General features: G+C 65.8%; 22 protein-coding genes. 2 read left to right on the forward strand and 20 right to left on the reverse strand.

Annotation, left to right across the window (positions count from 1 at the left end):
- The 14 genes from H7U32_RS01405 to H7U32_RS01470 all read right to left on the reverse strand — a co-directional run.
- On the reverse strand, positions 1-303 hold a 303-nt coding region (locus H7U32_RS01405; RefSeq protein WP_239457411.1), incomplete at its 3' end, for a transposase family protein.
- Positions 304-452: 149 nt separating this feature from the next.
- Positions 453-665, reverse strand: a complete 213-nt coding sequence (locus tag H7U32_RS01410) for a hypothetical protein (RefSeq protein WP_204467400.1) — start codon at positions 663-665, stop codon at positions 453-455.
- Positions 652-3,774, reverse strand: coding sequence for a type I restriction endonuclease subunit R (locus H7U32_RS01415; protein ID WP_204467402.1), 3,123 nt, complete (start codon positions 3,772-3,774; stop codon positions 652-654). The genes H7U32_RS01410 and H7U32_RS01415 overlap by 14 nt, the downstream gene beginning before the upstream one ends.
- Positions 3,771-4,967, reverse strand: coding sequence for a restriction endonuclease subunit S (locus H7U32_RS01420; RefSeq protein WP_204467404.1), 1,197 nt, complete (start codon positions 4,965-4,967; stop codon positions 3,771-3,773). The genes H7U32_RS01415 and H7U32_RS01420 overlap by 4 nt, the downstream gene beginning before the upstream one ends.
- Positions 4,968-4,970: 3 nt before the next feature.
- A complete protein-coding gene (locus tag H7U32_RS01425) occupies positions 4,971-5,630 on the reverse strand; it encodes a restriction endonuclease subunit S (RefSeq protein WP_204467406.1) in 660 nt (219 codons plus the stop codon).
- 5 nt (positions 5,631-5,635) lie between these two features.
- Entirely contained in the window at positions 5,636-7,207 is a 1,572-nt protein-coding gene (locus H7U32_RS01430) for a type I restriction-modification system subunit M (protein ID WP_204467408.1), read from the reverse strand.
- A 674-nt stretch (positions 7,208-7,881) separates the two neighbouring features.
- On the reverse strand, positions 7,882-10,194 hold the full coding sequence (locus H7U32_RS01435) for a hypothetical protein (protein ID WP_204467410.1): 2,313 nt from the start codon (positions 10,192-10,194) through the stop codon (positions 7,882-7,884).
- Positions 10,195-10,638: 444 nt separating this feature from the next.
- Positions 10,639-10,977, reverse strand: a complete 339-nt coding sequence (locus H7U32_RS01440; protein ID WP_204467412.1) for a hypothetical protein — start codon at positions 10,975-10,977, stop codon at positions 10,639-10,641.
- A gap of 131 nt (positions 10,978-11,108) precedes the next feature.
- The gene (locus H7U32_RS01445; protein WP_204467414.1) at positions 11,109-11,501 is read right to left on the reverse strand and encodes a hypothetical protein; all 393 of its coding nucleotides are present in this window, start codon (positions 11,499-11,501) and stop codon (positions 11,109-11,111) included.
- Positions 11,502-11,551: 50 nt separating this feature from the next.
- A complete protein-coding gene (locus tag H7U32_RS01450) occupies positions 11,552-14,503 on the reverse strand; it encodes a DUF5906 domain-containing protein (RefSeq protein WP_204467415.1) in 2,952 nt (983 codons plus the stop codon).
- A 203-nt stretch (positions 14,504-14,706) separates the two neighbouring features.
- Positions 14,707-15,006, reverse strand: a complete 300-nt coding sequence (locus tag H7U32_RS01455) for a hypothetical protein (RefSeq protein ID WP_204467417.1) — start codon at positions 15,004-15,006, stop codon at positions 14,707-14,709.
- Positions 15,007-15,491: 485 nt separating this feature from the next.
- Positions 15,492-16,913, reverse strand: a complete 1,422-nt coding sequence (locus H7U32_RS01460) for a hypothetical protein (RefSeq protein ID WP_204467419.1) — start codon at positions 16,911-16,913, stop codon at positions 15,492-15,494.
- Between the two features lie 133 nt (positions 16,914-17,046).
- On the reverse strand, positions 17,047-17,328 hold the full coding sequence (locus H7U32_RS01465) for a type II toxin-antitoxin system YafQ family toxin (protein WP_204467421.1): 282 nt from the start codon (positions 17,326-17,328) through the stop codon (positions 17,047-17,049).
- Complete coding sequence (locus tag H7U32_RS01470; protein ID WP_204467422.1) at positions 17,321-17,578, reverse strand: type II toxin-antitoxin system RelB/DinJ family antitoxin; 258 nt, start codon at positions 17,576-17,578, stop codon at positions 17,321-17,323. Before H7U32_RS01470 ends, H7U32_RS01465 begins: the two co-directional genes overlap by 8 nt.
- An 84-nt stretch (positions 17,579-17,662) precedes the next feature.
- On the opposite strand from H7U32_RS01470, the gene H7U32_RS01475 reads away from it, so the two are divergent.
- A complete protein-coding gene (locus H7U32_RS01475; protein WP_204467424.1) occupies positions 17,663-18,439 on the forward strand; it encodes a MazG nucleotide pyrophosphohydrolase domain-containing protein in 777 nt (258 codons plus the stop codon).
- 250 nt (positions 18,440-18,689) lie between these two features.
- Complete coding sequence (locus H7U32_RS01480; RefSeq protein ID WP_239457412.1) at positions 18,690-19,214, forward strand: macro domain-containing protein; 525 nt, start codon at positions 18,690-18,692, stop codon at positions 19,212-19,214.
- Between the two features lie 106 nt (positions 19,215-19,320).
- Here H7U32_RS01480 and tig read toward each other — a convergent pair whose 3' ends face one another.
- From tig to H7U32_RS01510, 6 genes are all read right to left on the reverse strand, one after another.
- Complete coding sequence (gene tig, locus H7U32_RS01485; protein ID WP_204467428.1) at positions 19,321-20,700, reverse strand: trigger factor; 1,380 nt, start codon at positions 20,698-20,700, stop codon at positions 19,321-19,323.
- A gap of 51 nt (positions 20,701-20,751) precedes the next feature.
- Complete coding sequence (locus tag H7U32_RS01490) at positions 20,752-22,044, reverse strand: HRDC domain-containing protein (RefSeq protein WP_239457413.1); 1,293 nt, start codon at positions 22,042-22,044, stop codon at positions 20,752-20,754.
- Complete coding sequence (locus H7U32_RS01495) at positions 22,037-22,669, reverse strand: DUF3000 family protein (RefSeq protein WP_204467431.1); 633 nt, start codon at positions 22,667-22,669, stop codon at positions 22,037-22,039. The genes H7U32_RS01490 and H7U32_RS01495 overlap by 8 nt, the downstream gene beginning before the upstream one ends.
- Positions 22,670-22,746: 77 nt before the next feature.
- Positions 22,747-23,640 (reverse strand): pyruvate formate-lyase-activating protein, encoded by an 894-nt coding sequence (gene pflA, locus H7U32_RS01500; RefSeq protein WP_204467433.1) that lies wholly within the window; start codon positions 23,638-23,640, stop codon positions 22,747-22,749.
- 158 nt (positions 23,641-23,798) lie between these two features.
- Positions 23,799-26,174: a formate C-acetyltransferase gene (gene pflB / locus H7U32_RS01505; protein WP_204467435.1), complete on the reverse strand. Its 2,376-nt coding sequence runs from the start codon at positions 26,172-26,174 to the stop codon at positions 23,799-23,801.
- 104 nt (positions 26,175-26,278) lie between these two features.
- Positions 26,279-26,536: a hypothetical protein gene (locus H7U32_RS01510; protein WP_204467437.1), complete on the reverse strand. Its 258-nt coding sequence runs from the start codon at positions 26,534-26,536 to the stop codon at positions 26,279-26,281.
- Between the last annotated feature and the right edge of the window lie 7 nt (positions 26,537-26,543).

A 26,543-nucleotide genomic window follows, 5' to 3' on the forward strand; every position in this document is an offset into this window, starting at 1 on the left:
GAAGCCGCGGGTGAACCGGCCGCCCGGCTCGGCCCACGGCACCCGGGAGACCACCACGCCGTGCAGACGGCATTCCACTCGCGGGACCGGGCCGGAAAGCTCGACGCGGAAGCAACCGAAGTCCTGGCGCCGCCAGCTTCGCCCGCCCCCGCCGTTGTCGTGTCTCGGGGCCTTTCGCCCGCAGCGCGAGCAGCGCAACGCTCCCTTCCCGCACCTGACGCGCGCCACCAGGACGGGCGCGTCGCGTAGCGGGGAGTCGTCCAACGACACGTCCTCGACTATCATGTCTTCGACGTTCGGCAATCGCTTGAATATGCTCTTCGACTAAGGCGCTTTCCTCGGTTGTGTTCTTGGTCGAAAAACGAACCTACAGGAAGCGCCCCTCACACCTTCGTATTCAACGGCTCAACGACGAGCCACCACCCACGAAAACAACACAAGAGCCATTTTTTTCAGTCCAGAGCCGCGTCGATTTGGGCGCGCATGTCACCCAGAAGATACAGCTCGTCGCGCAGCGCCGCGGCATCGACCTCGTCGGGTATCTTGGCCTCGATGCATCGCCGGCCCGTATCCTCCACCGCGTAGAGGCCCTCGGCGATGTATCCGAGCTCGATTTCGGTGCAGCTCAGGACGTAGGTGCCGTCCGGGTCCCTAGTCACCCTCATGGCTCGCCTCCACCGGGTAGCGCCTGATGAGCGTCTTGAAGCGGTCGTAGAACTCCTGCAGGCGCGCAATCACGCGATGGCGCTGCTCGCCGTAGGCGTTGCCCTTGGCGAACCTCGAGACCTTCGGGAGGCACGCCTGAACGAGCGTGCCCGTCTCCGGCACCCCGCCAGCGTCGAACGCGTAGCTCACGACGCGACGGACCTCGTCACCCCTCAGGTGCTCGTCCGCGACGATGGCGTCGAGCTCGCTCTCGACCTGCTCGCGCACGTAGTCGGACCACGCGGCGTCGACGCGGGAGCGGCGAGCGCCCTCCTCGCCCGGATCGGTCTCCGTGGCGCCCTCGGGGGTGACGCCCATGCGCTCGACGAACTCGAGGATGAGCTCGGCCTTGTCGCGCAGCTGCGGCGAGGTCGCGATGGCCCTCTTGATCTTGTCGTAGGCGACCTTGTCCTCGCCGTTACCGGAGCGGGCGCGCATCACGAGGTCAAGGATGTAGTCGATGTTGACCTCGACCTGCCGTATCAGCTCGATCTCGAACACGAGGTCGTCGACGATGTCGGCCTGCTCGGCGCGGGCGTCGCGCTTGAACTGGTCCGCGAGATCCAGATAGGTCCCCTGCAGGTCCTGCAGCATGCGCGGGCTTATGACGTCGTCGGCCTTGAACTGGTCGAAGACCGACAGCACGTTGCGCAGGCGCAAAAGCGCGCCGAACGCGCCGACGAACGCCTTCTGCTGCGACTCGCCCAGAAGCGCGAGGTGCCCCTCGTCGTCCATGAAGCGCTCGCGGATCTCGTCCACGATCTCGAGGTACTCGGAGAGGTACTCCTCGTAGGGCTTCAGCAGCACGATGCCGCCGGCCTCCTCGTCGCCGAAGAGCTCGAGCGACTCGTCGACGTTGGCGGACAGGTCGCGGAAGCAGACGATGTTGCCGAAGGTCTTGACCGAGTCGAGGATGCGGTTCGTGCGGGAGAACGCCTGGATGAGGCCGTGCATGCGCAGGTTCTTGTCCACCCAGAGCGTGTTCAGCGTCTTGGAGTCGAAGCCGGTGAGGAACATGTCCACGACGATGAGCATGTCGAGCTCGCGGGCCTTGAGGCGCTTGGAGACGTCCTTGTAGTAGTTGTCGAAGCCCTTGCCGTCCGTGGAGTACGAGGTGCCGAACGTCGCGTTGTAGTCGGCGATGGCCGCCTCGAGCGCCTCGCGGTCGGAGGCGGAGAGGCCGTCGGTGCTCATGGACTCGTCGGCGATGATGCCCGCCTCGAGGTCGTCGCCGTTTGCCGCGAAGGAATAGATCATCGCGACCTTGAGCCGTCGTTTCAGCGTGCCGGCGTCCTCGCGCGCGTCCTGGCGCTCGCGCAGGGCCTGATAGTAGGCGCGCGCCATCGGTATGCCGTCGGTGGCGAGGATCGAGGTGAACCCCGTCCCGTCAGCCTTGCGCATCGTGTTCTGGTCGTAGTGGTCGAGGATGTAGGTCGCGTTGCGCATGATGCGCTCGGGGGCCAGGAGCGCCCCCTCGCGGTCGATAGCCTCGACCTGGTCGTCGCCGAGGTCGCCGGCGGGCTTCATCGTCGAGTAGTAGCTCACACGGAACGGCAGCACGTTGCCGTCGTCGATGGCATTAACGATGGTGTAGGAGTGGAGGCGGTCGCCGAACGCCTGCTCGGTGGTGCGCAGCGTGGGGTCTCCGCTCATGTTCGCGTTCTTGGCGAAGATGGGCGTGCCCGTGAAGCCGAACAGGTGGTAGTTCTTGAACTTCTTGACGATGTCCTTGTGCATCTTGCCGAACTGAGAGCGGTGGCACTCGTCGAAGATGAACACGACGTGGCGGTCGTATATGGGATGCTTGGAGTTCTTCTCGATCAGCACGGAGAGCTTCTGGATGGTCGTGACGCAGATGCGCTTCGTGTCGTCGCGCAGGTTGGCGTCCAAGGCGCGCGTGTCCGCCGAGCCGTTCACCGCGTCCCTCTGGAAGCGGTTGTACTCCTTCATGGTCTGGTAGTCGAGGTCCTTGCGGTCCACGACGAACATGACCTTGTCGACGCCCTCCATGCGGCTCGCGAGCTGCGCGCACTTGAAGCTCGTGAGCGTCTTGCCCGAGCCGGTGGTGTGCCAGACGTAGCCGCCGGCGTCGACCGTACCGAGGCGGCGGCGGTCGAGCTCGGAGACGAGGATGCGGTTCAGGATGCGCTCGGTGGCGCAGATCTGGTACGGGCGCATGACGAGCAGCTTCGGCTCGTCCTCGGCCGTGAGCACGCAGTAGTGCGTGAGGACCATGAGCAGCGTCCCCTTCGAGAGGAAGGTCCGCGCGAAGCCCTCGAGGTCGGCGATGCGGCGGTTCCTCGAGTCGGTCCACCAGCTCGTGAACTCGAACGAGGACGCGCCGCGGCGGCCCGCCTTGGGGTGCGTGTGGTCCCAGCGCACGGTGTTGCCGTAGTACTTCGTGCTCGTGCCGTTGGAGATGACGAAGACCTGGACGAACTCGAACAGCCCCGAGCCCGACCAGAAGCTCTCGCGCTGGTAGCGCTCGATCTGGTTGAACGCCTCGCGCAGGCGCACGCCGCGCCGCTTGAGCTCGATGTGCACGAGCGGAAGGCCGTTCACGAGGACCGTCACGTCGTATCGGTTCTTGTGCGTGCCCTCGTCCGTCTCGTACTGGTTCATCACCTGGAGGCGGTTTCTGTGGATGTGGTCGCGGTCCAGGAAGTAGACGTTCTTGTACGAGCCGTCGTCGCGCTGGAAGGCGACGACCGGGTCGTCCTGGATGCGCCTGGTCTTGTCGATGACCGTGAGCGCCGGGTTCGTGACGTTCTCCGAGCTGAAGCGCCTCCACTCGGCGTCGGTGAACTCGATGCCGTTCAGCTCCTCGAGCTTGGCGCGCAGGTTGGCGACGAGCTCGGCCTCGGTCTCGACGTAGAGCCGGTCGTAGCCCTGGTGCGTGAGGATGTCGATGAGGCCGGCCTCGAGATCCGCCTCCGACTGGTAGACTCCCTCGGCCGCGGGAGCGGCAGGCGCCTCGGAGCAGACCGTCGACTCGGGGCCCTGCAGGATGAGGCCGTAGGTCGGCGCTCCTGTGGCCGTGTCCTTGGCGATGGGGTCGTCGACGGTCATGCCGCCACCTCCTTGCGCGGGAGGTCGAGGAGCCCATCGCGGTAGTACTCGTACTGCTGGCGCCTCGCCTCGATCTCGGCAGGCAGGCCGTCGGTGAGCGACGTCGTAAGCGCGTCGAAGCGATCGAGGATGTCGACGACCTGCTGTTGGACAGGGAGAGGTGGAACGGGAACTTCAATTTGCGAAAAAGTCCCGATCCACTGTCGAGAATGAGCCATAGGCTCGTAACGATTCATCTGCAACAAGTAGAACAAATATCGCAAAGAGAACTGCGTCTCGTCCCTGCTTGTCAACAACTTTGCCGCAGACGACTTCACCTTAAATGGAAAATCAATCCAACGATTGGCGGTAGTAAAATCGTCAATCAACACGACAGGATTGTCCTTTGAGGCATCGTAGATGCCCTCGGAGTCGTCGGTATAGCCCAATATGAATGATTGACCAGCTGTCAAGACGGGAGTTGGATACGAGTCGTTGTAATCAGTCGAGCTAACGATGTACTTTCCCGGCTGCTCATAATCAAGCATCTCGCCTAACTTCTTGAGTTCAACCTCTTCGCCCGCCATCGCCTCGAGACTCTCGCGGGACAGCAGCTCGTCGCGGTAGTGGGCGTACTGCGCCTTGCGCGCCTCCAGCTCCGCCTCCAGCTCCGCCTCCAGCTCCGCGAAGGAGTCCACCACCCGCACGATCTCTCGCTGGATATCGAGAGGCGGGACGGGAATCTCGTAAGCTGCCACCCACTTCATGCTGAGATTCTTTTGAGCAGAGCCAGAGCCTGCAGCTTCAGCATCACTCAAGAACTGCTTTCCATGTAAAACATGGAAAAGAAATCTCGGCAGTATTCTTGAAGAAGCTCGCAAACAAGCGACCCGCTGATTCAAATATGCGGGCAGAATTGATTGGCCAACATAAGCCACGCGCCCGACAAATCCCGTCAATGAGACGACAACGTCGTTCTCTCGAAGAACAGCCTTGCCAACCTTATCGGCAAACTCAAGCGGATAATACTTGACGTCCTTGTCCGACATAAAACCATCCTGAACATCGGAGATGCGAATAACACGTGCGCCAGAGTCGGAGTACCCAGTGCTCTTGAAGGTGTAGCCGCCGATTACCTCGGTTACATCACGCAACGCAAGGTGCGGCACGCCATTCGGACAAAGCTCATCGAGCATGTCAATGATGCGACTCATACCCTACGCCATCTCCTTACGCGGAAAGTCGAGCATTTTATTCAAGTAGTAGGCATATTGTGCTTTCCGCGCCTCCAGCTCCGCCTCCAGCTCCGCCTCCAGCTCCGCCTCCAGCTCCGCCTCCAGCTCCGCGAAGGAGTCTAGCACCCGGACGATCTCGCGCTGGATGTCGAGGGGCGGGACAGGAAACGGAAACGACTTGAACGCACTCATTGCAACCGAAGCAAACCCGCCCTTATTAGTGTTTTCAAGACAGAACCTGTCAAGAACATCCGCATAGTACAAGACGAACTTCATGTCGAGACGCTCTCGAAATGAAGGCTTTCTAGTCAGGCAAGTAAAGCGCTGGTTGCACATAAATGGCACGGTAACAAGCGCATGTTCGCCAATTGTTGCAGAGGTAGCCACAATCAAGGAGTCGGCATCGAACAGGCGTCCACCCTTGATAGCCGTTTCCGAAACCTTCTGGATAGAATCGGACAGAATCCTCCCGTTAGTACGGATGTCGTCCATCCTGAACCAGTTGACCGTACCGTCAGTCCAGTACTCGGGATTCTTCTTCGAAGGCGTGTAGCCGTTCTTAAGATCAAAAATCTCACTCAGCTGATAGTACTCCACCCCGTCCGGGCAGAGTCGCTGAACCATCTCGTCGATCCTGCTCATATGCCTCACGCCTCCAGGTCCGCCACGATGGCGTCGATCTGCTCGCGCAGCTCCTGCTCGCGGGCGACGATGCCACGGATCCGCTCGTTGAGCTCGGCGATGTCGATGACCTCGCGCGTGTCGCGCCTCTCGACGTAGGTGCCGACCGACAGGTTGTAGTCGTTCTCGCCGCCGACCTCGTCGATTCCGACCAGCTTGGAGAAGTGCTCCTCCTCGCTGCGGTCATGGACCGCGTCGTAGATCTTCTGGACGTTCTCCGGCATGAGCACGTTCTTGTTCCCGACGTGGCTGAACTCCTCGCTCGCGTCGACGAACAGGACCTTGTCGTCGGCCTTGCCCTTGGAGAGCACGATGATGCAGGTCGCAATACCAACGCCGAAGAAGAGGTTCGCCGGCAGCTGGATGACGGCCTCGACGAAGTTGTTGTCCACGAGGTACCTGCGGATCTTCTGCTCGGCGCCGCCGCGGTACAGCACGCCGGGGAACTCGACGATGGCCGCCTTGCCGTCGGCGGAGAGCCAGCTGAGCATGTGCATCGTGAAGGCGAGGTCCGCCTTGGACTTCGGCGCGAGCACGCCCGCCGGCGCGAAGCGCGGGTCGTTGATGAGCGTCGGGTCCTCGTCACCCGGCCACTTCACCGAGTAGGGCGGGTTGGAGACGATGGCGTCGAACGGCTCGTCGTCCCAGTGCTTGGGCTCGAGCAGGGTGTCGCCGAGCGCAATGTCGAACTTGTCGAAGTTCACCTTGTGAAGGAACATGTTGATGCGGGCCAGGTTGTAGGTCGTGAGGTTGATCTCCTGGCCGAAGAAGCCGCGGCGGACGTTGTCCTGGCCGAGCCGCTTGGCGAACTTGAGCAAAAGCGAGCCCGAGCCGCAGGCCGGGTCGTAGACCTTGTTGACGCTCATGCGGTCGCCGATGACGATGCGCGCCAGGAGGTCGGAGACCTCCTGCGGGGTGAAGAACTCCCCTCCCGACCTGCCGGCGTTGCTCGCGTACATGTTCATCAGGTACTCGTAGGCGTCGCCGAACAGGTCGATCTTCGCGTCGGCGATGTCGCCGAAGTCGAGCCCGGCGATGCCCTTGATGATCTTGACGATCCGGGCGTTGCGCTCGGAGACGCCGTTTCCGAGCTTGCTCGAATTGAGGTCGATGTCGTCGAAGAGGCCGCGGAAGCTCTTCTCGGAGGGCGTGCCGACGCTCGAGCCCTCGATGTGGTCGAACACGGCCTTGACCGTCTCGTTGAGGTCGGGGTCCTTGTCACAGCGAGCCGCGACGTTGGCAAAGAGCTCGGAGGGCAGCATGAAGTAGCCCTTCTCCTCGACGATGCCCTCGCGGGCCGCCTCGGCGTCCTCGTCCGACATGGCGGCGTAGGAGAAGCCCGCGTCGCCCGCCTCGCGCTCGCCCTCGTCGATGTAGGCGGCGAGGTCCTCGGAGATGAAGCGGTAGAAGAGGAAGCCCAGGACGTACATCTTGAAGTCCCAGCCGTCCACGGCGCCGCGGACGTCGTTGGCGATCGCCCAGATGGCCTTGTGCAGCTCGGCGCGCTGCTGCGCCCTCGTCGTGTCGTTGTCTGCCATGTGCTCAAGTCCCTTTCTTCCTCGGGTCCGGCGGGTGCCGTGCCCGTCGTCTCACGTCATGCGGACAGAAATCCGCGGCCTAGCCTAGCGTCAGCCCTTCGTCGCTCATTCGCCGCGATCCTCTCGCTCGGTCGCAATCAGTCTGCGAACGATCACAGCCATGGGGACGCCATCCTCATACGCCCAACGCTGAAGGTCTTGCTTGTCTCGGTCAGTCACCGAAAGAACCAGACTCGTATACACGGGGCGCATCTTCGCCTTGGCCCGCCTCTTGCGATGCGCCGGCTTATCGATCTTCTCGTCATCGTTATCGGAACGTGTAGGCATAAAACCCTCCGCGCGTATCCAATGCCACAAACGCAATCTCGTTCATCCGATTATAGCACAAATACTATATAGTCACTAGTTATCGCATATAGGCTTACTATATATTTGACGCCGTTTCAGAGTCCCTCTATCCTTCCAACGGCACTACAAACGCCCCTCGAATGGCTACGACCGTTCAACGGCGTTTCAAACGCCTCGTAAGCGGCCTTTGAAACGACCGGCGTTCCCGCAGCTCGATCGCGTAGCCTGTGAATCACTCCCTTGTCTCTCGTAAACGCGCATCTGCGCTCGTGAAACGTTTCTGACCTACCTCACGGCCCGCTCCCTCGAGGCGCCCCGCGCGGCCATCAGAGCACCGGCCCGTCGTCGCGGGAGCGGCCCGCCTGCGGCGCATCGTCGACCTCGCGGACGGCCGCGTCGCGGCGGGCGTCGCGCGCGAACGCCCGCGCGAACGACCTCGCGACGCGCTCCTGCACGCGCCCGGACAGCGCCTGGCTGAACGGGCGGCCGATCGCGTCCTCGCTCATCGCGTTGATGACGTCCATGCACGTGCGCGCCGCCGAGGCGAACCGCTCGCCGCCGACGCCCATCTCGACCATGACGCTGAGGGTTCGATACGCGATGTAACCGACGTCGCCCACGACCCGACTCAGGAAGCCCGTGATGCGCTCCTCGGCGCGGTCCGTGATCCCGCGCAGGGCCTCCTCGCGCTCGGCGCGGGCCTGCTCGCGCGTCGCCTGGGCGTCCCTCTCGGCCCGCTCGCGCACGGCCCCGGCCTCCGCGCGCGCCCGCTCGACGTAGGCGTCGGCCTCCTTGACGTGCTCGACGGCGCCCTCGAGCCAGCGGGCCTTCTCGTCGGCCTCGGCGTCGAGCCGGGCCGCCTCGGCGCGCTTGGCCTCGTTCGCCTCGTCGAGGCGCTTGGACTCGGCGCCCTTGGCCTCGAGCTCGGCGTCGATGCGCTCGACCTCGGAGCGCTTCCGCGCCACGACGCGCTCGAGGGCGGCCTCGTGTGCCTCGACGGTCTTCTCGCGGCGCTCGACGTCCGTCCTAGCCGCCTCCACGGCGGCCTCGCGCTCGTCGATGCCAGGGTGCGGCACGGTCGGGTCCAGGCCGAAGAGCTGGGCGTCGGCGATCCGGAGGCTCGCCTCGTCCCAGTGCCGCTCTTCCCAGTACTGCCTGTCTGCGTCGGTGAGCTCGTCCAAGCTCTCCACGTCCTCGTACCCGGGCTGCTGGCGCACGTACTCGAGCGGCAGGGTGACGAGCCACGCGCCCTCCTTGCCGACGAAAGCCTCCCTGTAGCCGCGCTCGCGCGCGAACTCGTCGGCGAGGTCGTCCACGCGCTCGTTGGCCGCGTCCACGTCCGGTCTGCCGTCCTCGCCCAAGAGGTCGCCGGGGATGTCGCCGGCCGCGTCGTCGTCGGTGAGGCGCCACAGCGCGCGCAGCTCGGGCGGCATCGCCGACGGCGGCACGAGCTCCACGCCGGCGGGAGGCTCGTAGCCGTGCAGGGCCACCTCGGCGCGGGCGCGCATGCGGTCGGCCTCGTCCTCGCGCGCAGCAAGGCGCCGATGCTCGTGCGAGATCTCGACGCGGGCGTCGCGCGCCTCGCGCTCGAGCTCGTCGGCGCGCCGGTCGAGGGCGCGCGCCTCCTCCTCGTTCCACGCCGCGTTCTCAGAAATGACCCGCCGCATGTCGGCGTTCCTCTCCGCGTCGGCGGTGTTGCGCTTCTCATCGGCCGCGTTCTTCGCCGCCTTCTCTTCCTGCTCTCGCTGCCAGCGCTGAGTTTTCGCGTACTTGTTCGCCGACTGCCCGGCCGGCTTGAAGACCTTGCCGGTCTCCTCCTCGATCTGCTTCTTCTCTCCGTAGCTGAGGTGAGGCCTGACCGACCAGCCCGTGGCCTCGAGGTCGTTCTCGTCGGTTTTCTCGCGCCAGCCGCGCTTGGCCATCTCGGCCGGGAAGATGTTATGCAAAAGCTTCAGGCGCCCACCGTTGAGGAGCTTGCCCGTGCGGTAGAGGCAGCCGTCGCCCTCGCCCTTGTAGCGCGCCTTGAACTGCGCGGCGCCCTCCTCGCCGAACGCCTCGACCAGGAACTCGTCGTCGGGGAGCCTGTCGGGCATGCGCCCGGCGCCGTGGCCGTGCAGGCCCTCGTCGCCGAGCTCGTCCGCGCGCGTGAGCCCGCGTTCGGCCATAGCGCCCTCGTCGACGTGGATCGCCCACGCGTCAAGCCTCGCGCCGAGCCACAGCTCGTAGACCTCGCGCGCGTCGCGCATGAACTTCTCGCGCAGCGCCGCGTCCCACTGGGCGACGGCCTCCTCGTCGGGCGTGATGACGCACCCGACGCCGACCGCCGTGTTCGACGGGAGCTTGCGCGGCTTCGTCTTGCCGTGGCGGTCCGGCTTCGAGCGGTGCGTCTTTCCGTACTCGAGCGCGTAGTCCTCGAGGCGCAGCACGAACCAGTCGGCGACCGCGTCGCCGGACGTGCCGCAGCCCTCGGGAAAATCGTAGACGTTGCGCGACGAGCGCGCGGGGTCGATGTGCGCCGTGGCGCTCTCGCGCTCGTCGCCGAACTCGCGGGCCGCCCGCTGCACCGACGTCGTCGTCTTCGTCGACGGCTTGTCGTTGGTGAGCGTCATCACGCTCACGCCGACGCCAACCTGCGGCATGGGCCGCCTCCTTTCCGTCCGTACGCCCGCACCTGCGGGCGACAAACCATGTGCGCCCAAAAGGGCGCGGAACCCATACGCCCCAAGAGGGGCGGGTGCTGCGCGCCGTGTGCTCGCATGCGCGAGCGGTCGTTCACCGGGCGCGGGAGCGTCCGGCGAACCTCCTAGAGTTTTTAACCGTAGGACGTTTCCGCTCCGTGGCCTCCGGCCACTCCGCTCCACGTCCGACGGGCCTCGCTCCCGGGGGCTAACGCCCCCGCCGCGAGCGGCGACCCCCGGCACGCCCTGCGGCGTGCCCCTGGGCGCGTCTGCGGCCGCCGTCGCCTTGTGGCTCCTGCGGCCTCGTCGCGCCCGGCCGGACGCACCGCGCCCTCGCCTCGCCGTGCTCGCGGCCCCGAGGGGCCGCGTCGACGGCTCGGCTCGCGCGGGCGCCGGCCACGTGCGTCAGACGCCCGTTGGCGCTGACGCACTCCGCGCATCGGAGCCGCGGGCCCGGAGGCTCGCGTTCTCCGCGCGCAGGCGCTCGAGCTCGGCGCGCATGTGCTCGCCCTCGACCGCCTTCACGAGCGCGTCGCGCTCGGCGTTCAGACGCTTCAGCCGCGCGCGGTGTGCGCGCTTGACCTCAGCGATCTTCGCGTCGAGCGCAGCCACGCGCTCGTCGTCCTCGGCACGCCACGCGCCGCCGTCGGCGGCGTCCGTGGCCTCGGCGTGCGCATCGCCGTGACCGTCGGCGGAAGCCTCCGCGTTCACGGGGACCGCGCTCTCGCGCATCTCGTCGCTCATCGTTCACTCACTTCCTCAAGGTCGTTTCCGTTCGCTTACTCGCTCGCCACCGCGTCGCGCGGGGCCGCGCGACGCAGCGCGGGCCCCGCAGCGGACGTATCGACACGCAGGTCGTGAAACCTGCGGGGTCGTCACTCGACTGCGATGCCCTCTTCCTTGCAGAGGCGCACTGCAAACTTGCGTATGAACCACTCGGACAGGAAGCAGTGGCTCTCAACGGCCATGCCGCCAAGACACTCATGGCAGTTGCGCTCTTCTTCGCTACAGGCGGTGCCGTCGCAGTACTGGCCTTCGATGGGCGTAAGCGCCGTGTAGTAATGCCGGACCCACCCTTCGACATCGCACATGGTCGGTGTCCGCCCATTAGCGAGGGCGCTTCGAATAAACCCACGGACCGACGCGTCATTGTTTTCCAAATGGAAGAGGTCGTCGGCCCATCCGTTGAACAAACTAAGACATTCGTCACGCTCTTCAAGGGCGTATACCGACTTACGATGATGCGGCTCCTCAAACTCACCACTCACGATTAACTCCTCTCGTTCGTAATCTCGTCCAGTCAATGCACGGCTGCCTCTCACTCGATCAGCGGCAACCTCTCACCGTCGACCTCGACCGTGCGCGTGAGCCTCGTCGAGCGCCCGTAGGCGGCCCACTCGTCCTCGCCGATCACCTCGCGACAGACCGTCGTGCCCTCGGGCCCGCCGTCGAGGACGACGTAGCCGCCCGAGTGCTCCACGGCGCCCTTGGCGTGGGCGCAGAACGCCTCGTAGCCCGGATCGGGCGCGCCCGGGGCCTCCTCGGCCGCGTCACCGCCCTCCACGGCCGCAGGCGCGGCCGAAACGGGCGCCTCAGCGGGCGCTGACGGCCCGTTCGCGGCCGGGGCCCTGTCCGAGGGCGCGGGGGCCTCGTGCGCGCCGTCAGCGGGCGCTGAGGCGTGTGCCGTGCCCTGAGCTGCGGTTTCGTCGGGCGTTTTCACGTCCTCGAGGGCGTCCGACGAGGTCGGTGCGCCACAGCCGGGGCCCGACGGGTCATCGTCGGGGTCGTCGGGCGAGAGATAGGCCTCGAAATGCGCACGCGTGTCGCGGATGATGACGCGGGAGCGCGTGCGGCCAACAAGAACGCCCAGCACCTGCATGTAGCTGATCGTGGGCGCGACGCTGTTGCCGCCCACGACCTCGCTGGGACAGCCCTGCTCGAGCCACTCGCAATAGGTCGGCACCAGGTAGGGCAGGCCGGTCTCGGACAGGGCCACGGCGTAGGTGCCCCGGGCCGTGCCCTCGAAGTCGGCGCCGAAGGAGGCGAAGTCGCCGAAGTCGGGAGCCGTGGAGCCGAAGCCGTAGCCGAGCAGGCTGCTGACGAAGCGGCCGTAGGCCTTCTTTCCATCGTCGGTGGCTCGCGCCCAGTCGCGCGCGTGCTCCTCGGCACGCTCGGCGAGGTGGGCCTGAGCGGGGGTGACGCCGCCCTCTTCGTAGCGCTCGAGCGCCGAGCGGCGGTAGAGCACGCCGCGCACGGAGCGGTAGCGCAGACCCTTCGAGCCGTTCAGGGCGTCGCCCGCAAGCTCCTGGCCGTTCACCCAGCGCATGAGCCGCTGGTTGGAGTAGATGACCTGACCGTCGCTGTCGTGGCCGCGTGTGGTGGTGTAGCGCGCGAGCACGCCGTGCAGGCGCTCGGGCTCGAAGAAGCCCCGGCGAAGCGTCGAGGTCTTCCACTGGTCGCGCTCGTCCAGCTCGGCCTCCCAGCCCAGCTCGTCGGCGATCTGGACGAGCGAAAGCTTGAACTCGCCGTCGAAGGAGGCCGACGCGCCCCGCTGAGAGATCTTCTCGCGGTAGTACTCCTTGAACGCCTCGTGGAGCGCCGGCATCGGCACGCAGTCCACGCCGGCCTCGTCGAGCTCGGCGGCGAACTGCCGCATGAACAGGCGCACGTAGTCGTTAGCATCGACGAACTCGTCGTGGGCCTGCTTGAGGACGCGGTTGCCCTCGATGTCGTAGTGGCCGAACAGGCCGTTGCAGCGGATGGCCGACTGCTGGGTGGCCCAGCGCTTCCACTCGGGGTCGTCCGGGAGCTCGCCGGTGACGTGCTCGTTGTGCGTCTTTTCCTGGTAGAAGCTCTTCATAAACGGGCAGATGACGAGGCGCGACGCCACGGCGCCGGAGCGGTCGTCAGTGCGCGGCCTCTGGTTGCCCGCCTGGATGAACGAGGCGTGGGTCACGAACTTCTTGCGAGTCGCGTAGAGCGGATCGACCGAGACGGTGCCCTGGTCGACGGCATTTTTGAAACGCCGCGTGCCCGTGCCCTTGATCTTCTCGTCGGGCGCGTTGTCCTCGCCGATGACGGCTGCCTTGCCCGGGATCGTCGCCACGGCCTTGTCGTTCCCGAAGTCGCCGAGCGAGAGCTCGGCGAAGTCGCCGCCGCAGAGGCTCTGGCACGTGCGCACGATGAACGACTTGCCCGCGCCCGCCGGGCCGAACAGGTAAGGGCTCGTGCGGTCCGTGAACGACCGGTTCACGAACTGCTCGAGGACCTGCCAGACCATGTCCACGCCGTCCTCGCGGTCACGCTCGTCGAACATGTTCGCGAAAAGCTCGCTCGCGCGGATGTGCTGCATGTTGCCCTCGGAGTCGGGGAAGTCCCACTCCGGCTCGTCCACGACGACCGCATGCCCCGTGCCGTCGTCCTCCATATAAGCGCCGATGGCGGTCTTCTTGTACGCGAGCTCGCGGACGTCGCCCGTCGGGTCGGAGAGCTCGAAGGTCCTACGGTTCCAGATCTTCGCGCCGCCGTTCGTGATCGACAGGTACGGGTCGATCTCGCCGGCCTTGATCATGGCCTCGACGTTCACGACCTCGACGTGGTTGCGCACGTAGGCCCTGAACTCCTTGAACTGCCTGTCGCCCTTGCCGAAGCACAGCTCGTCGAAGGCGCGGCGGATGTAGCCGATCACGTTCGGGCCGTCGGCGTACTCGGCCATCTCCCACATGTGGCGGGTCGCGTTGAAGTGCCACAGGTAGCCCTGCGCGGCGGCGTCCTCGGAGATCTCGTCGGAGCCCTGCGTGGGCGCCGCGACCATGACGAGCTTGCCGTTCTCGGGGTTGGCGTGCCACCCCAGGAGCATGATGGCGCCCTCGATACCGCTCGGCCCGGAGTAGTCGTACTTCCAGCGGCGACGGGCGCGCTCGCCGTTGCTCCCGACGCTCACGAGCCGCCGGTTGTTGCAGATCTCGGTCCAGCGCTCGAGCTCGCTCGTGAACGCGGAGGCCACGAGGGCGAGGCTGTTCGGCAGGTCGTCGGGGGACACCACGCCGTCGGGGCCCCCGAACTCGCCCGGCTCCGCCCCGATGAGCTCGTCGAAGACGCTCACGCCCTGCCTCGCGACGACCGTCGCAATGTGGCTCGCGACGGCGCGCCTGAGCTCGGGCAGGGAGCGCGCGAACATCATCGCGTGGCGGTCGCGGTCGACCGACACCGCGCGCGGAGGCGTGACGGGGACGTCCTGGTACCCGGCTCCGCCCTCGGGCGCTGCCACGCCCTCCTGAGCCGGAATTTCGTTGATATGCTCTTCGGTTATAGCTTGCATGTCACCATGCGGCATGGTAATATCGTTGGTGACATCGTTGGAAGTTGTGGCCGTCCCGAGGGCGCTGGCAGGCGCGGGGGCGGCCTCTTCCTTTTCAGGCGGCCTTTGCGCGCTCAGAAGCTTCTCGTCAGACATCTGAATTACCCGCCTCCCTAGTTCGAAAGCAGCTCGACGAGCTGCCTCTTCTGTTCGGGGGTGAACGCGGGTGCCACCTTCGCCAGGCGCTGTGCGACGGCGTTGTAGGCTCGGCGAGGCTGGATCACGCGGTTCTCGCGCATGCGGGCCTCGCAGTCCTCGGCGCAGACCCTGAGGCGACCCGCCACTGTGATCGAGCGGATCGAACCTTCCTGTGCCCAGCGGTGGATGGACGCACGCGACCCGTAGCCGCGCTCGCTCGCCTCGGTCGGCGAGACGTACTCGACGTCTTCGGTCGGTGTGATGGGAATGGCCATGAAAAACGCCCTCCTCGAGAATCAGGTCCGCGTGAGCGGACTCGCCAGATTCTCGAGAGGGCGGGCAATTCGACTCGATGCGTGCGACTTCTTAGAGGCAGCACCCGCGCCCGGGTGCGCTGTGCCCGGTTATCCTGTCCGGGTCCACCGCAATGTGATACGTCCGCGCGTGCGTGGTTGCACGGACGCCTTGTCGCACGTCTTTATTCTAGATCAGTTTGCGTCGACGAACAAGCGAGTTTTCAACTTTTCGCTGCTATCGCATGTTGTCTCACTGTATCATCATTGTATCATCGCAGGGTATTCCCCTGTAAGACCATTTTGCCTGACGTCATAGACCCACCGGTAGATGGCGGCTCCGCCATCGTCATACCTGACGTCCAACAGACGGAGGAACCAGCTGGCGTCGCCCTTGGCGTTGCGTTGGAAAACACACCAGGAGCTCCGGGAATACCGTCCTGTGGACCATACCGCTTGCACTGCCTTCATCCTTTCCGTGTCCGCGCGATGACAACGCCACCGGGAAGCCCGTACCGGGCCTGACATCCTCGTCTCCTGCGGGCGACATCCAGTCCGCAGTTCCGTGTCGTCTGGAGTTCAGCCATCAGTGTATCGGACCGCACCGCACAGGGAATTCCTTCCTTGTCTTCCATGGCATCGTTATGCGTGTCGTCATCATGTACAGCAACGGCACTGTGGCCTTCGAGGGGATCCTCCGGCGGAGCAGCGAGGTTCAGCCCCTGCGGGTAGGCTCTGCCGACGATGACGGAGTTCCAGGGCAGGTACCGGCTGGGCCTGATGAACAGGCAGGAGGCCTCCATGTCATGGGCGGGCGTGCACTGCGCCCCGAACCCGACCAGGCCGATGTCCCGCGGCCTCCCGCGCACGGTTCCCTCCTTCGGCAGGAAGGTGTGGCGGTCGACGCGGTCGGCCGTCGGATCGTCCGGCCGCAGGTATGGGGCGCGGTACACCGCCATCGCATCCCGGAACAACGGTTCGTCCACGCCGGCGGACCGGATGGACGGCGGCCATACTGGGAACGCCGAGATATCGAATTCGGCCAGGCGGAACCCGTGTCTGACCAGCCAGCCGTCCACCCGGTCCCGTCTGCGCGACTGTGCCAGCACACGGACCTTCGTCACTTGCCAGCTGGCGTCCTTCGCGGTCACCGTGCCCATGTGCTCGGTAATGTCGAACAGGCTTTCTAAGGCGGAGGTTGTGGAGGCCGGCATCACCAGGTAGTAGTCGTATCCGGCGTGGAGGCTGGCGCCTTGGTTGACCCGTCTGCCGCCATTGCCGCCGAACTCGTCGGTGAACACGAACAGGCCGTCGCCGTCCTCGATCCGGCCGACGCTGCGGCGCCAGTGCTCCGGGATGATGATGCGGTCGGCCAGGCGGAACGTCGGCATCTCGATGCGAAGCTTCTTCCGTCGGTCGCCAACCAATGCGGCAAGCGGCAGCTCCTTCCCGTCAACCGTCACCGTCGCCTGCTCCGCGTCCAGACGCTCGGCGAGACGACGTCCCCGGGAACGGAAACCGACCTCGAGATGAAACCGCCGGCTTCCGTCCTGCTCCCGGCGCAGGAACATCATGACCGGCGGAACCATGCTTTCCTGCTCGCTTTCCGCGCCACTGCGGTAGAACGGGCACGCCTGGGCGAACCGGTCATTCTTACTGTGGCGGGAATACGGGTCCGGGCTGTTACGGAGCACCGATGCACGGCTTCGCGGCATCGCCGGCCCCTGCACGTCCGGGCTGCCGTCGGCGCAAATCGTCACCGGCCTGGTGCAGTACGGGCAGGAGAACCGCATGCCGCCCGGCACATCCCCATGAAACCGTTCGGCTATCTCCCGCGCCGTGACGTACCGCACCGGGGCGGACACCACCTGCTGCAACGCACCATCCATACCGACCTCGTCAGGCTACGCTTTCGTCCGTGACGTCGATCCGGCGCCATCGTCATCTATCAGCATACGGGAATACGGTAAGAACACAGCGTCGTCCCATCTGCGCCAAAGGAGTTGTAATGCAAACCTGGTATCAGAACAGATCGTCATGCGAGCCGGTTCGGACCAGGACGAGCATGAGTTCCTTCCGCTCAATGCGGTAGATGATGAGCCAGTCCCCTTCGACATGAATCTCACGGAATCCGTGCCAGTTGCCGGACAGCGCATGGTCACGGTATTTGGTGACAAGCACATCTCGATTCTGCGATTGCAACGCCTCGATGGCAGCTCGCAGCTTGTCCACGCTGTAGTGCTTACGCAGAAGCACCTTCACATCACGCTTGAATTGCGACGTGCGGAACACGCGCTCAATCATCGAGCAGATCCTTCATCAGGTCGTCCACCGAATCGAATGCCTTGCCTTCATGTGCCAACGCTTGCCGGCGCGCCTCCGCGGAAGCCGGATTCTCCCGTGTGACGCGGAACGGCAGCCCGTTGTCATTCAACGACTGGCGCAGGAACAGGTTGATGGCAGTGCTCATGTCGAGTCCCAACGACTCGAACAGTTCCTTGGCTCTGCTTTTGACCTCAGGATCGGTCCGAAAGGTCACCGTCGTGGTCGCCATGCCTTCACCTCATTTCCGTATTACATTTTATTTACATTGTAATACATCATCCGATGACGGCAACGGCCGCTTACAATGGTCCGCATGACTGCTGCCGCGCATGATGACTACCAGCTGCCCGCCGGATTCGAGCGATGCTCGAAGCTCGACCCCGTCCGCAATGCCGTCTCCGCATTGGACCGGGTGCGGGCCGTGGTGGAGATTCTCGTCAGCCCGGGCGGCTGCCCGTGGGACGAACGCCAGACGAACCGCACGCTGCTCAAGAACCTGCTCGAAGAGACGTACGAGTACGTCGACACCGTCGAGACCGACGACCGCGAGGGTATGCGCGAGGAGCTGGGCGACATGCTCATGCAGTCCGTGTACCAGGCGGCGGTGTGCGAGAAGGACGCCGACGACCCATTCACCCTCGACGAGGTGTGCGACCGTCTCGTGGACAAGCTCATCACCCGCCATCCTCAGGTGTTCGCCCCCGATGACGCCCCGCAGCCCGACCACGAGGACAGCGCCGAGGACGTCCTGGCCACCTGGAACGCGATGAAGCAGAAGGAGAAGCATCGCTCCTCCGTCATCGAAGGCATCTCGCACGCGCAGGGCGCTCTCCCCCGCGCTGCCAAGATCGTGCACCGTGCGGCCAAGGTACGTGACGGCGCCCTGCTGGACGAGGCGATGGGCCCGTTGCTTCCGGGCGCCGCCCAGGAAGCGCCCCTCTCCCCCGAGGATTGCGCCGACCAGATCCTCACCATCATCCGCCGGGCGGACGCCGCCGGCATCGACATGGAATCCGCCCTGCGCAATCGGCTGAGAGAGATTGAACAGCGCCTCGTCGCCATCGAGACAGGCTCACCGAGCAAGGATTGACCGCAAAGCCAGTTCACACGTTGGGAGCCACTCATCATGTGAACTGACGGCCATATGCGGTTCCTCCCAGCATCCTTGGAATCATGCGGTTCCAGCAGGTTGCCGATGTGCGGTCCTGTTCGTTTCCGGTTCACCACATGCAAGCCCGCTATGTTGTGAACCAGACGCCTATGCGCCACCCCACACCCTCAAACCCCCAGAGGCATTACAGTGGGCACTACGGCCGAAGCACAGGAGCGCGATCATGCCCATGAGCATCATCCAGGGAGACATCACCACCATGAGGGTGGATGCCATCGTCAATGCGGCGAATCCTCAACTGAAACAGGGCGGCGGCGTGTGCGGCGCGATCTTCCGCACGGCCGGGGCGAGCCGGCTGCAGCGGGCCTGCGACGCCCTCGCCCCGGTGCCGGTCGGCAAGGCCGTCATCACTGACGGCTTCGGCCTGCCGGCGCGCTACATCATCCACACGCCCGGCCCTGTCTGGCGCGGCGGCACACATGGCGAGGCACAACAGCTGGCCTCCTGCTACCAAAGCAGCCTGGAGCTGGCCGCGGCGCACGGCTGCGCCAGCGTCGCCTTCCCGCTGATCTCCGCCGGTATCTACGGCTTTCCTGCCGGGGAGGCGATACGAATCGCCCTCGAACAGATCGAGGTCTTCCTGGCCCAGCCCGGCCACGGGACGATGGACGTATCGCTGGTGCTGTTCGACGCCGCCACCCACCGCCTCGCGCTGCGCGTCCACGACGACCTCCGCCCTTCTTGCCGGCCGTGACCCGTCAGGACAACCGACAACGCGCAAGGCCGGAGACATCACTATGATGTCTCCGGCCTTGTGCCAATGTCAGCGCGCGCTCAGGCGCGCCTAGCCATCAGATCACTCACTCGGCGTCGTCGGTCTTGCTGAGCTCGTCGGCCACGGCGGCGGCAGCGGAAGCGGCTTCCACGGACTCGTTCTCAGCGGCATCCTCGGCGGCCTCGTCCTCGCCCAGGAACGCGGAGAGATCCACGACCTCGCCATCGGCGGTGAACTTCACGGCGCGCATGCCGGCGAGCAGGCCCTTGGAACGGCCCACCTCCTGCACGGCGGAGCCGAGCTGGCCGTTCTTGATGATCGCGTTGATGAACGCGTTCGGATCCATGCCGTACTGCTGGGCGATGGAGGCGAGGAAGTTGAACACGTCGGCCTGGGAGACCTTGACGTCCAGCTTCTCGGCGAGGGTGTCGAGCACGATCTGGTCGCGCAGCTCCTTCTCGACGGTCTCCTCGGCCTCGGCCTTCTGCTCCTTGGTGGCCTTCTCCGGATCCGGGGTCATGTTCTTGAGCTGCTGCTCGACCATCTCGGCCTTGACGCCCTTGGGCACCGGCACCTCGAGGCCCTCCTGCAGGCGCGCGATGAAGGCGTCGCGGGCCTCGGTGGCCTGGCGGCCCTTGGCGGCCTCGGCGGCGTTCTTACGGATGTCCTCCTTGAGCTCGTCGAGCGTGTCGAACTCGGAGGCCTCCTGGGCGAAGTCGTCGTCGAGCTCCGGCAGCTCCTCGGCCTTCACGGAGTTGACCTTCACCTTGATCTGGGCCTTCTCGCCCTCGTGCTCGCCGCCCTGCAGCTCGGACTCGAAGGTGGTCTCCTCGCCGGCGGACAGGCCCTCGAGGGCCTCGTCCATGCCGTCGAGCATGGTGCCCGAGCCGAGCTCGTAGCTCACGCCCTCCTGGGAGTCGACGGACTCGCCGTCAATCTGGGCGTCGAGGTCGATGTTCGCGAAGTCGCCCTTGGCGGCCGGACGGTCCACGCCGACCAAGGTGCCGAAGCGCTGGCGCAGGGACTCGAGGCGGGTGTTCACGTCCTCATCGGTCACCTCCGGCTTGGCGATGGCGATCTCCATGCCCTCGAGCTCCGGCAGCTCCAGGTCGGGGCGGCGCTCCACGGTGGCCACGAACTTGAGCTTGGTCTCGTCCTTGGCGCTGGCCGGCACCTCCTGCACGTCGAGCTCAGGCTGGGCCATCGGGTGGATCTGCTTCTCCTCGAGCGCCTTGGAGTACAGCTCCGGCACGCCGTTGTTCACCGCCTCGCCGGCGACGGCGCCGAAGCCGATGCGCTGGTCGATGATCGGGCCGGGCACGTGGCCCTTGCGGAAGCCGGGGATGTTCACCTGCTTGGCGATCTCCTTGCGGGCTGCATCCAGGTACGGGTCGAACTCCTCCGGGTCGACGGTGACGGTGAGCCTCACCTTGGTGGGTTCGAGGTTGCGAACGCTGATCTTCACGCTAAACGCTCCTGATTACGGTTTTCCTATGGTTCTGCCCAAAGGCAACTTTCACACCATAGCTCGGGCCACGGACGCGCTGATCAGTCTCACCTGCCAGTCGCGCGCGCCCTGGGAGGCGAGGAACGAGGCCACGTCCAGCCCCTGCGCGTCCTCCTGCCAGCACAGGTTGCGCACGATCTGCGGACGGATGAGGACGTCGGCCGGGGTGCGGGTGTCCTCGGCGATGCGGTTGATGGCGCGGCGCACCCGCTCGAGCCGCTTGTAGCGGGCGGGATGCCGGGTCTGCCAGATGCGCATGGATTTGGGCGCGTTGCCCTCGTTCTCGTTGCGTCCGCCGGAACGCGGCAGCGTGGGCAGCCCGGAGTCCGGCAGCGCCAGCGCCCGCTGGATCGTCTCCTTCCACACGCTGGGTTTGATGGAGCGTTGGATGGGCGCGTAGCGTTCGAACATCTTGTCCTGCTCGCCGCCGGTGTGCATGCGCACGCGCTCGTTGAGGGAGCGGATGGCGCGGAACTCGCGCGCGTTGCGCGGCTTCCTCTGCGCTGCCTCGACGATGGCGGCGTCGGACAGCAGCAGTCCGGGGGCGATGTCGTGCTCGCGCGCCAGCTCGTCGCGTTTCTCCCACAGCGCCTTGGCCACGGCCAGGCCGCGCCGGTCGCGGCCGAGGGCGGTGATGTGGCTGATGCGCATCCACGGCACCGGATGCCGCTCGGGCCTGGGGCCGGTGCCGGCGGCAAGGACGTGGGCGAACTCCTCCTCGGCCCACTCCTGCTTGCCGTGGGCCTTGAGGTCCGCGCGCATCGCCGCCTCCAGCTCGATGAGCAGCTCGACGTCGAGCGCGGCGTAGTTGCGCCAGTCGCGCGGCAGCGGCCGGTACGACCAGTCGGCGGCGGAATGCTCCTTGGCGAGCGTGACGCCCAGGTAATGCTCGGTCACGGCGGCCAGGCCGAAGCGGTGCATGCCGAGCAGGCGGGCGGCGATCTCCGTGTCGAACAGGCGCATGGGGCGCATCCCCAGGTCGGCGAAGCCGGGCAGGTCCATCATCGCGTCGTGGATGATCCAGGTGGCGTCGCCGACGGCATGGTTGAACTCCTGCCAGTCCGCGCCGGCCTGTCCCAGGGCGATGGGGTCGAACAGCAGGATGCCCGCTCCCTCGCGTTTGAACTGCACCAGCCAATCCTCGTGCCCGTAGCGGAAGCCGGAGGCACGTTCGGCGTCGGCGGCCAGGGAGCCGCCGGCCGCGGCCAGGGCGTCGCAGGCGGCGTGGAATCCGGGCAAGGTGTCGATGACGTCGGGCACTCCCCCACGTGGTTCGGCTTGGAGACGGGGTTCGTCAGTCAATGGGGTCGTTCTCCTCGAAACGGACGGTCGATCGGATGAACCGGGCCCACATGGCCACCTGGGCGCCGGCATCGAGCCCATTGTGGCCAAGGGGGTCGTCAAACGGCGTCCAGGAGACCCGAACCTCCACGCCGGTCCCTTCGCCGCGCCGTTCGAGCGCGCCGAAGGCGGCGTCCCTGACGATGGTGATGGTGCCGCCGATGGCCGCGGCCCCCGCCTCGTCGAGCCGCTTGGTCACCTCGTCCCAGACGGCGGCGGGCACGGGCCCGGCGCCGTCGCCGCCGGGCATGGGCAGGCGGGCGTAGGCGACGCACCGCCAGCGGCCGCCCCAGTCGAACCGGGGTTCGTCGGCGCGCAGCAGCATGATCCATCCCGACGCCAGGCCGTCGTCGGCGCCGTCGTCCTCCCCGCTTTCCAGATGCACGCCGATGCCGTGCGGCGCCAGCGTGGCGGGCACGGGCATCTCGTGGTAGGTGACGCCGGGCTCGCGTGCCATCGCACGCACCGACTCCACCGCCTCCCACACGTCGTCGGGGGTGTCCGGCGGCCGGCCCTGCATCGCGCCGGGCGCTCCGGCCCGGGACGTCTCTGGCCCGGCGGCCGGGATAGCGAAGATCTCAGCCATGTCTTCCAGCGTACGGCGGCGAGGGGCCGCCGTGTGGCACCGACACAGCCTCGGGGCGCTTCGGCCCGGTTCCGCGGTCAGTACACCTTGAAGCCGTGGGCCTCGAACTGCTTGACGACGCGTTCGCGCAGCTTGGCGCTGGGCCCCTTGCAGTCCTCCAGCGGGTACGGGATGCCGAGCTCGTGCCACTTGGGGCGGCCGAGCTGGTGGAAGCCGAGCACGTCGATATGCTCGATGGCACCGCCGAACTCCTCGCAGATCCTGGCCACGTTCTCGACGTTCTCCTCGGCGTCGGTCAGCCCGGGCACGAGCACGAAGCGCACCCAGATCTTCTTGCCGGCCTTGTCGAGGCGCTTGCCGAACTCGATGGTGGGGGCGAGCATGCCGCCGGTCACCTTGTGGTAGGTCTCCTCGTCGCCGGACTTGACGTCGAGCAGGCACAGGTCGATGTCCTCGATCATCTCGTCGGTGTAGTTGCGGTTGAGGAAGCCGGAGGTGTCCAGGCAGGTGTGCACGCCCATCTCGCGGGCGGCGCGGAACACGCGGGAGACGAAGGCGGGCTGCATCATCGACTCGCCGCCGGAGAACGTGATGCCGCCGCCGGTGGCTTTGAAGAGGTCCTGGTAGCGGGCGACCTTCTTGACCATGTCCTCGACGGTGACGGGCTTGCCGTCGCGCATCTTCCAGGTGTCGGGGTTCTGGCAGTACTGGCAGCGCAGCGGGCAGCCGGACATGAACACGGTCATGCGGGTGCCCGGACCGTCCACGGAGGTGTTGATGTCCCAGGAGTGCACGAAGCCGATGTCGCCGGTTTTCAGGGCGCGTATGCGGTCGCGCCGGTCGAGCCCGATCGGCGATTCGAAGCCGGACAGGCCGCCCATGAGCATCTGCTTGGCGTAGGTCTTGGATTCGCGCAGCATGCGCGGCGTGGTGGTGCGGAACCGCCCTGCGGCGGTGGTGGTGCTGGGCATCGTCGTCCTCCTTGAGGGGCCTTCACGCGTCTCGCCGGCCCCATATGGCGAGCATAGACGAAAGGGGCGGGACCGTGGCCCCACCCCTTTCGTCGTCGTGTCGGCGCCCCGTCAGGAGCGCCGGCGGTCATGCGGTTCTACCGTCGGTCCGCATCCGATCAGTCGGTGACGGCTCCCTGGTGGAAGGTGCGGCTGATCACGTCGAGCTGCTGCTCCTTGGTGAGCTTGACGAAGTTCACCGCGTAGCCGGAGACGCGCACGGTCAGGTGCGGGTACTTCTCCGGGTGCTCGACGGCATCCTCGAGCTGCTCCTTGCGCAGCACGTTGATGTTTGCGTGGTACAGGCCGTGGCCGTTGCCGGCGTCCAGGATGCCCACGAGGTTGTTGATGCGCTCGTTCTCGTCGCGGCCCAGGCCATCGGGGGTGATGGTGTTGGTCAGCGAGATGCCGTCCAAGGCGTCGTTGTAGTCGATCTTGCCGACCGAGAACATCGACGGCAGCATGCCGTGGGAGTCCATGCCGTTCTCCGGGTTGGCGCCCGGGGCGTACGGGGTGCCCTTCTTGTGGCCGGACGGGAAGGAACCGGTGTTCTTGCCGTACTCCACGTTGGAGGTGATCGTCAGGATGGACTGGGTCGGCACGGCGCCACGGTAGACGGGCAGGCGCTTGACCTGGCCCATCACGGTGGAGACGACCCACTTGGCGATGTCGTCGGCACGGTCGTCATCGTTGCCGTACAGCGGGAACTCGCCCTCGGTGCGGTAGCCGACCACCAGGTCGTCGTCGGCGCCCTCGACATACTCGTACTCGTGGCCCGGCATGTCCTTGGCGTCCTTGTTGTAGATCGGGTACACCTTGGCGTACTTGCAGGCGGACAGCGAGTCGGCGGCGATGGACAGACCGGACATGCCGCAACCCAGGGTGCGGTACACCTCCTTGTCGTGCAGGGCCATCTCGATGGACTCGTACGCGTACTTGTCATGCATGTAATGGATGATGTTCAGCGCCTCGACGTAGGTCTCGGAGAGCCACTCCAGGGCCTTCTCGTAGTTGGCCTTGACCTTCTCGTAGTCCAGGGAGCCGTCGGCCTCGGGGGTGATCGGCTCGATGACGCCCTTGTCGATGACCTGCATGCCGGTCATCTCGTCGCGGCCGCCGTTGATGGCGTACAGCAGGGCCTTGGCGGAGTTCACGCGCGCGGCGAAGAACTGCATCTGCTTGCCCACGCGCATCGGGGACACGCAGCAGGCGATGGCGGCGTCATCGCCCCAGTGGCCGCGGATCTCCTTGTCGGACTCGTACTGGATGGCCGAGGTCTCGATGGAGGTCTTGGCGCAGAACTTCTTGTAGCCCTCCGGCAGCTTCGGATCCCAGAAGATGGTGATGTTCGGCTCCGGGCCGGGGCCGAGGTGGTCCAGGCCGAGGGTGGCGAGCAGACGGAAGGAGGTCTTGGTCACCATCGGGCGGCCATCGTCGGCGAAGCCGGCGTCGGACCAGGTGGCCCAGTACGGGTCGCCGGAGAAGATGTTGTCGTAGTCCTTGGTGCGCAGGAAGCGCACGATGCGCAGCTTCATCACGATCTGGTCGATGAGCTCCTGGGCGTGGGACTCGTCGATCGTGCCGTTCTTGAGGTCACGCTCGATGTAGCAATCGAAGAACGCGGAGTTGCGGCCGAAGGACATGGCGGCGCCGTCCTGGCTCTTGACGGAGGCAAGGTAGCCCATGTAGGTCCACTGCACGGCCTCCTGGGCGGTCTGCGCCGGGCGGGACAGGTCCAGGCCGTACTCCTGGCCGAGCTTGATGAGCTTCTTGAGGGCCTTGATCTGCTCGTCGTGCTCCTCGCGGAAGCGGATCCAGTGCTCGATCTCCGGCTCGGTGAAGTCGTTGCGGTAGGGGATGGAGTCCTTGTCGCGCTGCTTGAAGGCGATGAGCTTGTTCACGCCGTACAGGGCGACGCGGCGGTAGTCGCCGATGATGCGGCCACGGCCGTACGCGTCCGGCAGACCGGTGAGGATCTTGTTGTGGCGGGCCACCTTGATCTGCTTGGTGTACACGCCGAAGACGCCGTCGTTGTGGGTCTTGCGGTAGCGGGTGAAGATCTTCTTGATCTCCGGGTCGGGCTCCTTGCCGGCCTCCTTGATGGCCTGCTCGACCATGCGCCAGCCGCCGTTCGGCATCATGGCGCGCTTGCACGGCTCATCGGTCTGCAGGCCGACGATCACGTTGTCGACCTCCGGGGACTCGATGTAGCCGGCAGGGAAAGCGTCGATGTCGGCCGGAGTGTGGGTGTCCACGTCGTAGACGCGCTGCTTGCGCTCGACGGCCAGGTAGTTGTCGTCGAGATACTTCCACATGTGCTTGGTCTTCTCGGTGGCCGTAGCCAGGAAGGACTCGTCGCCGGTGTACGGCGTGAAGTTCTTCTGGATGAAGTCACGAACGTCGATGTCATTCTGCCAGTTGCCACCCTCGAAGCCGGCCCACGCCTTGGCTTCCAGCTCCTCCTGGGTCGCGGCGGTTGACTCAACTGCGGTCATATCCACTCCTTGGTTTCGTTATAGCGGCGCACCCTCACGTCGCCGTCACTGTATAAGTGTAGCGACGCGGCATGGAACGGGGGGCCAAAACGACGTGACTTAGCTCACACTTGGCCGCCGACGCCGACGCCGCCGGTGGTGCCGCCGGCGGCACCACCGGCGGCGTCGTGACGGGGCTTTGGCCAACGGTTCCATTCGCGGTCCTGCGCATCCCAGGCGCTGTTGCGCTCCTCGACGATGCGCCATGCGTCGAGCGCGTCCTCGCGGCTGCGGTATGGCCCCATCCGCTGGCTCACCGGGGACTGCGGCCCGAGCTCGGGCTGCTGCGTCACCGTGTTGAAATACCACTGTTTGTCGGCCATGACGGCC

The sequence above is a fragment of the Bifidobacterium pullorum subsp. saeculare genome, assembly GCF_016899725.1.
GTDB classification, from domain to species: Bacteria; Actinomycetota; Actinomycetes; order Actinomycetales; family Bifidobacteriaceae; genus Bifidobacterium; species Bifidobacterium pullorum_C.

Coding starts and splice junctions, on each gene's coding strand:
- pflA (WP_204467433.1), bottom strand. CDS start 23,640: ATGCCCAGCACCACCACCGCCGCAGGGCGGTTCCGCACCACCACGCCG.
- H7U32_RS01480 (WP_239457412.1), top strand. CDS start 18,690: ATGAGCATCATCCAGGGAGACATCACCACCATGAGGGTGGATGCCATC.
- H7U32_RS01495 (WP_204467431.1), bottom strand. CDS start 22,669: ATGGCTGAGATCTTCGCTATCCCGGCCGCCGGGCCAGAGACGTCCCGG.
- H7U32_RS01430 (WP_204467408.1), bottom strand. CDS start 7,207: ATGGCAGACAACGACACGACGAGGGCGCAGCAGCGCGCCGAGCTGCAC.
- H7U32_RS01410 (WP_204467400.1), bottom strand. CDS start 665: ATGAGGGTGACTAGGGACCCGGACGGCACCTACGTCCTGAGCTGCACC.
- H7U32_RS01435 (WP_204467410.1), bottom strand. CDS start 10,194: ATGCCGCAGGTTGGCGTCGGCGTGAGCGTGATGACGCTCACCAACGAC.
- H7U32_RS01475 (WP_204467424.1), top strand. CDS start 17,663: ATGACTGCTGCCGCGCATGATGACTACCAGCTGCCCGCCGGATTCGAG.
- H7U32_RS01465 (WP_204467421.1), bottom strand. CDS start 17,328: ATGATTGAGCGCGTGTTCCGCACGTCGCAATTCAAGCGTGATGTGAAG.
- H7U32_RS01470 (WP_204467422.1), bottom strand. CDS start 17,578: ATGGCGACCACGACGGTGACCTTTCGGACCGATCCTGAGGTCAAAAGC.
- pflB (WP_204467435.1), bottom strand. CDS start 26,174: ATGACCGCAGTTGAGTCAACCGCCGCGACCCAGGAGGAGCTGGAAGCC.
- H7U32_RS01440 (WP_204467412.1), bottom strand. CDS start 10,977: ATGAGCGACGAGATGCGCGAGAGCGCGGTCCCCGTGAACGCGGAGGCT.
- H7U32_RS01455 (WP_204467417.1), bottom strand. CDS start 15,006: ATGGCCATTCCCATCACACCGACCGAAGACGTCGAGTACGTCTCGCCG.
- H7U32_RS01415 (WP_204467402.1), bottom strand. CDS start 3,774: ATGACCGTCGACGACCCCATCGCCAAGGACACGGCCACAGGAGCGCCG.
- H7U32_RS01420 (WP_204467404.1), bottom strand. CDS start 4,967: ATGAGTCGCATCATTGACATGCTCGATGAGCTTTGTCCGAATGGCGTG.
- H7U32_RS01510 (WP_204467437.1), bottom strand. CDS start 26,536: ATGGCCGACAAACAGTGGTATTTCAACACGGTGACGCAGCAGCCCGAG.
- H7U32_RS01425 (WP_204467406.1), bottom strand. CDS start 5,630: ATGAGCAGGATCGACGAGATGGTTCAGCGACTCTGCCCGGACGGGGTG.
- H7U32_RS01460 (WP_204467419.1), bottom strand. CDS start 16,913: ATGGATGGTGCGTTGCAGCAGGTGGTGTCCGCCCCGGTGCGGTACGTC.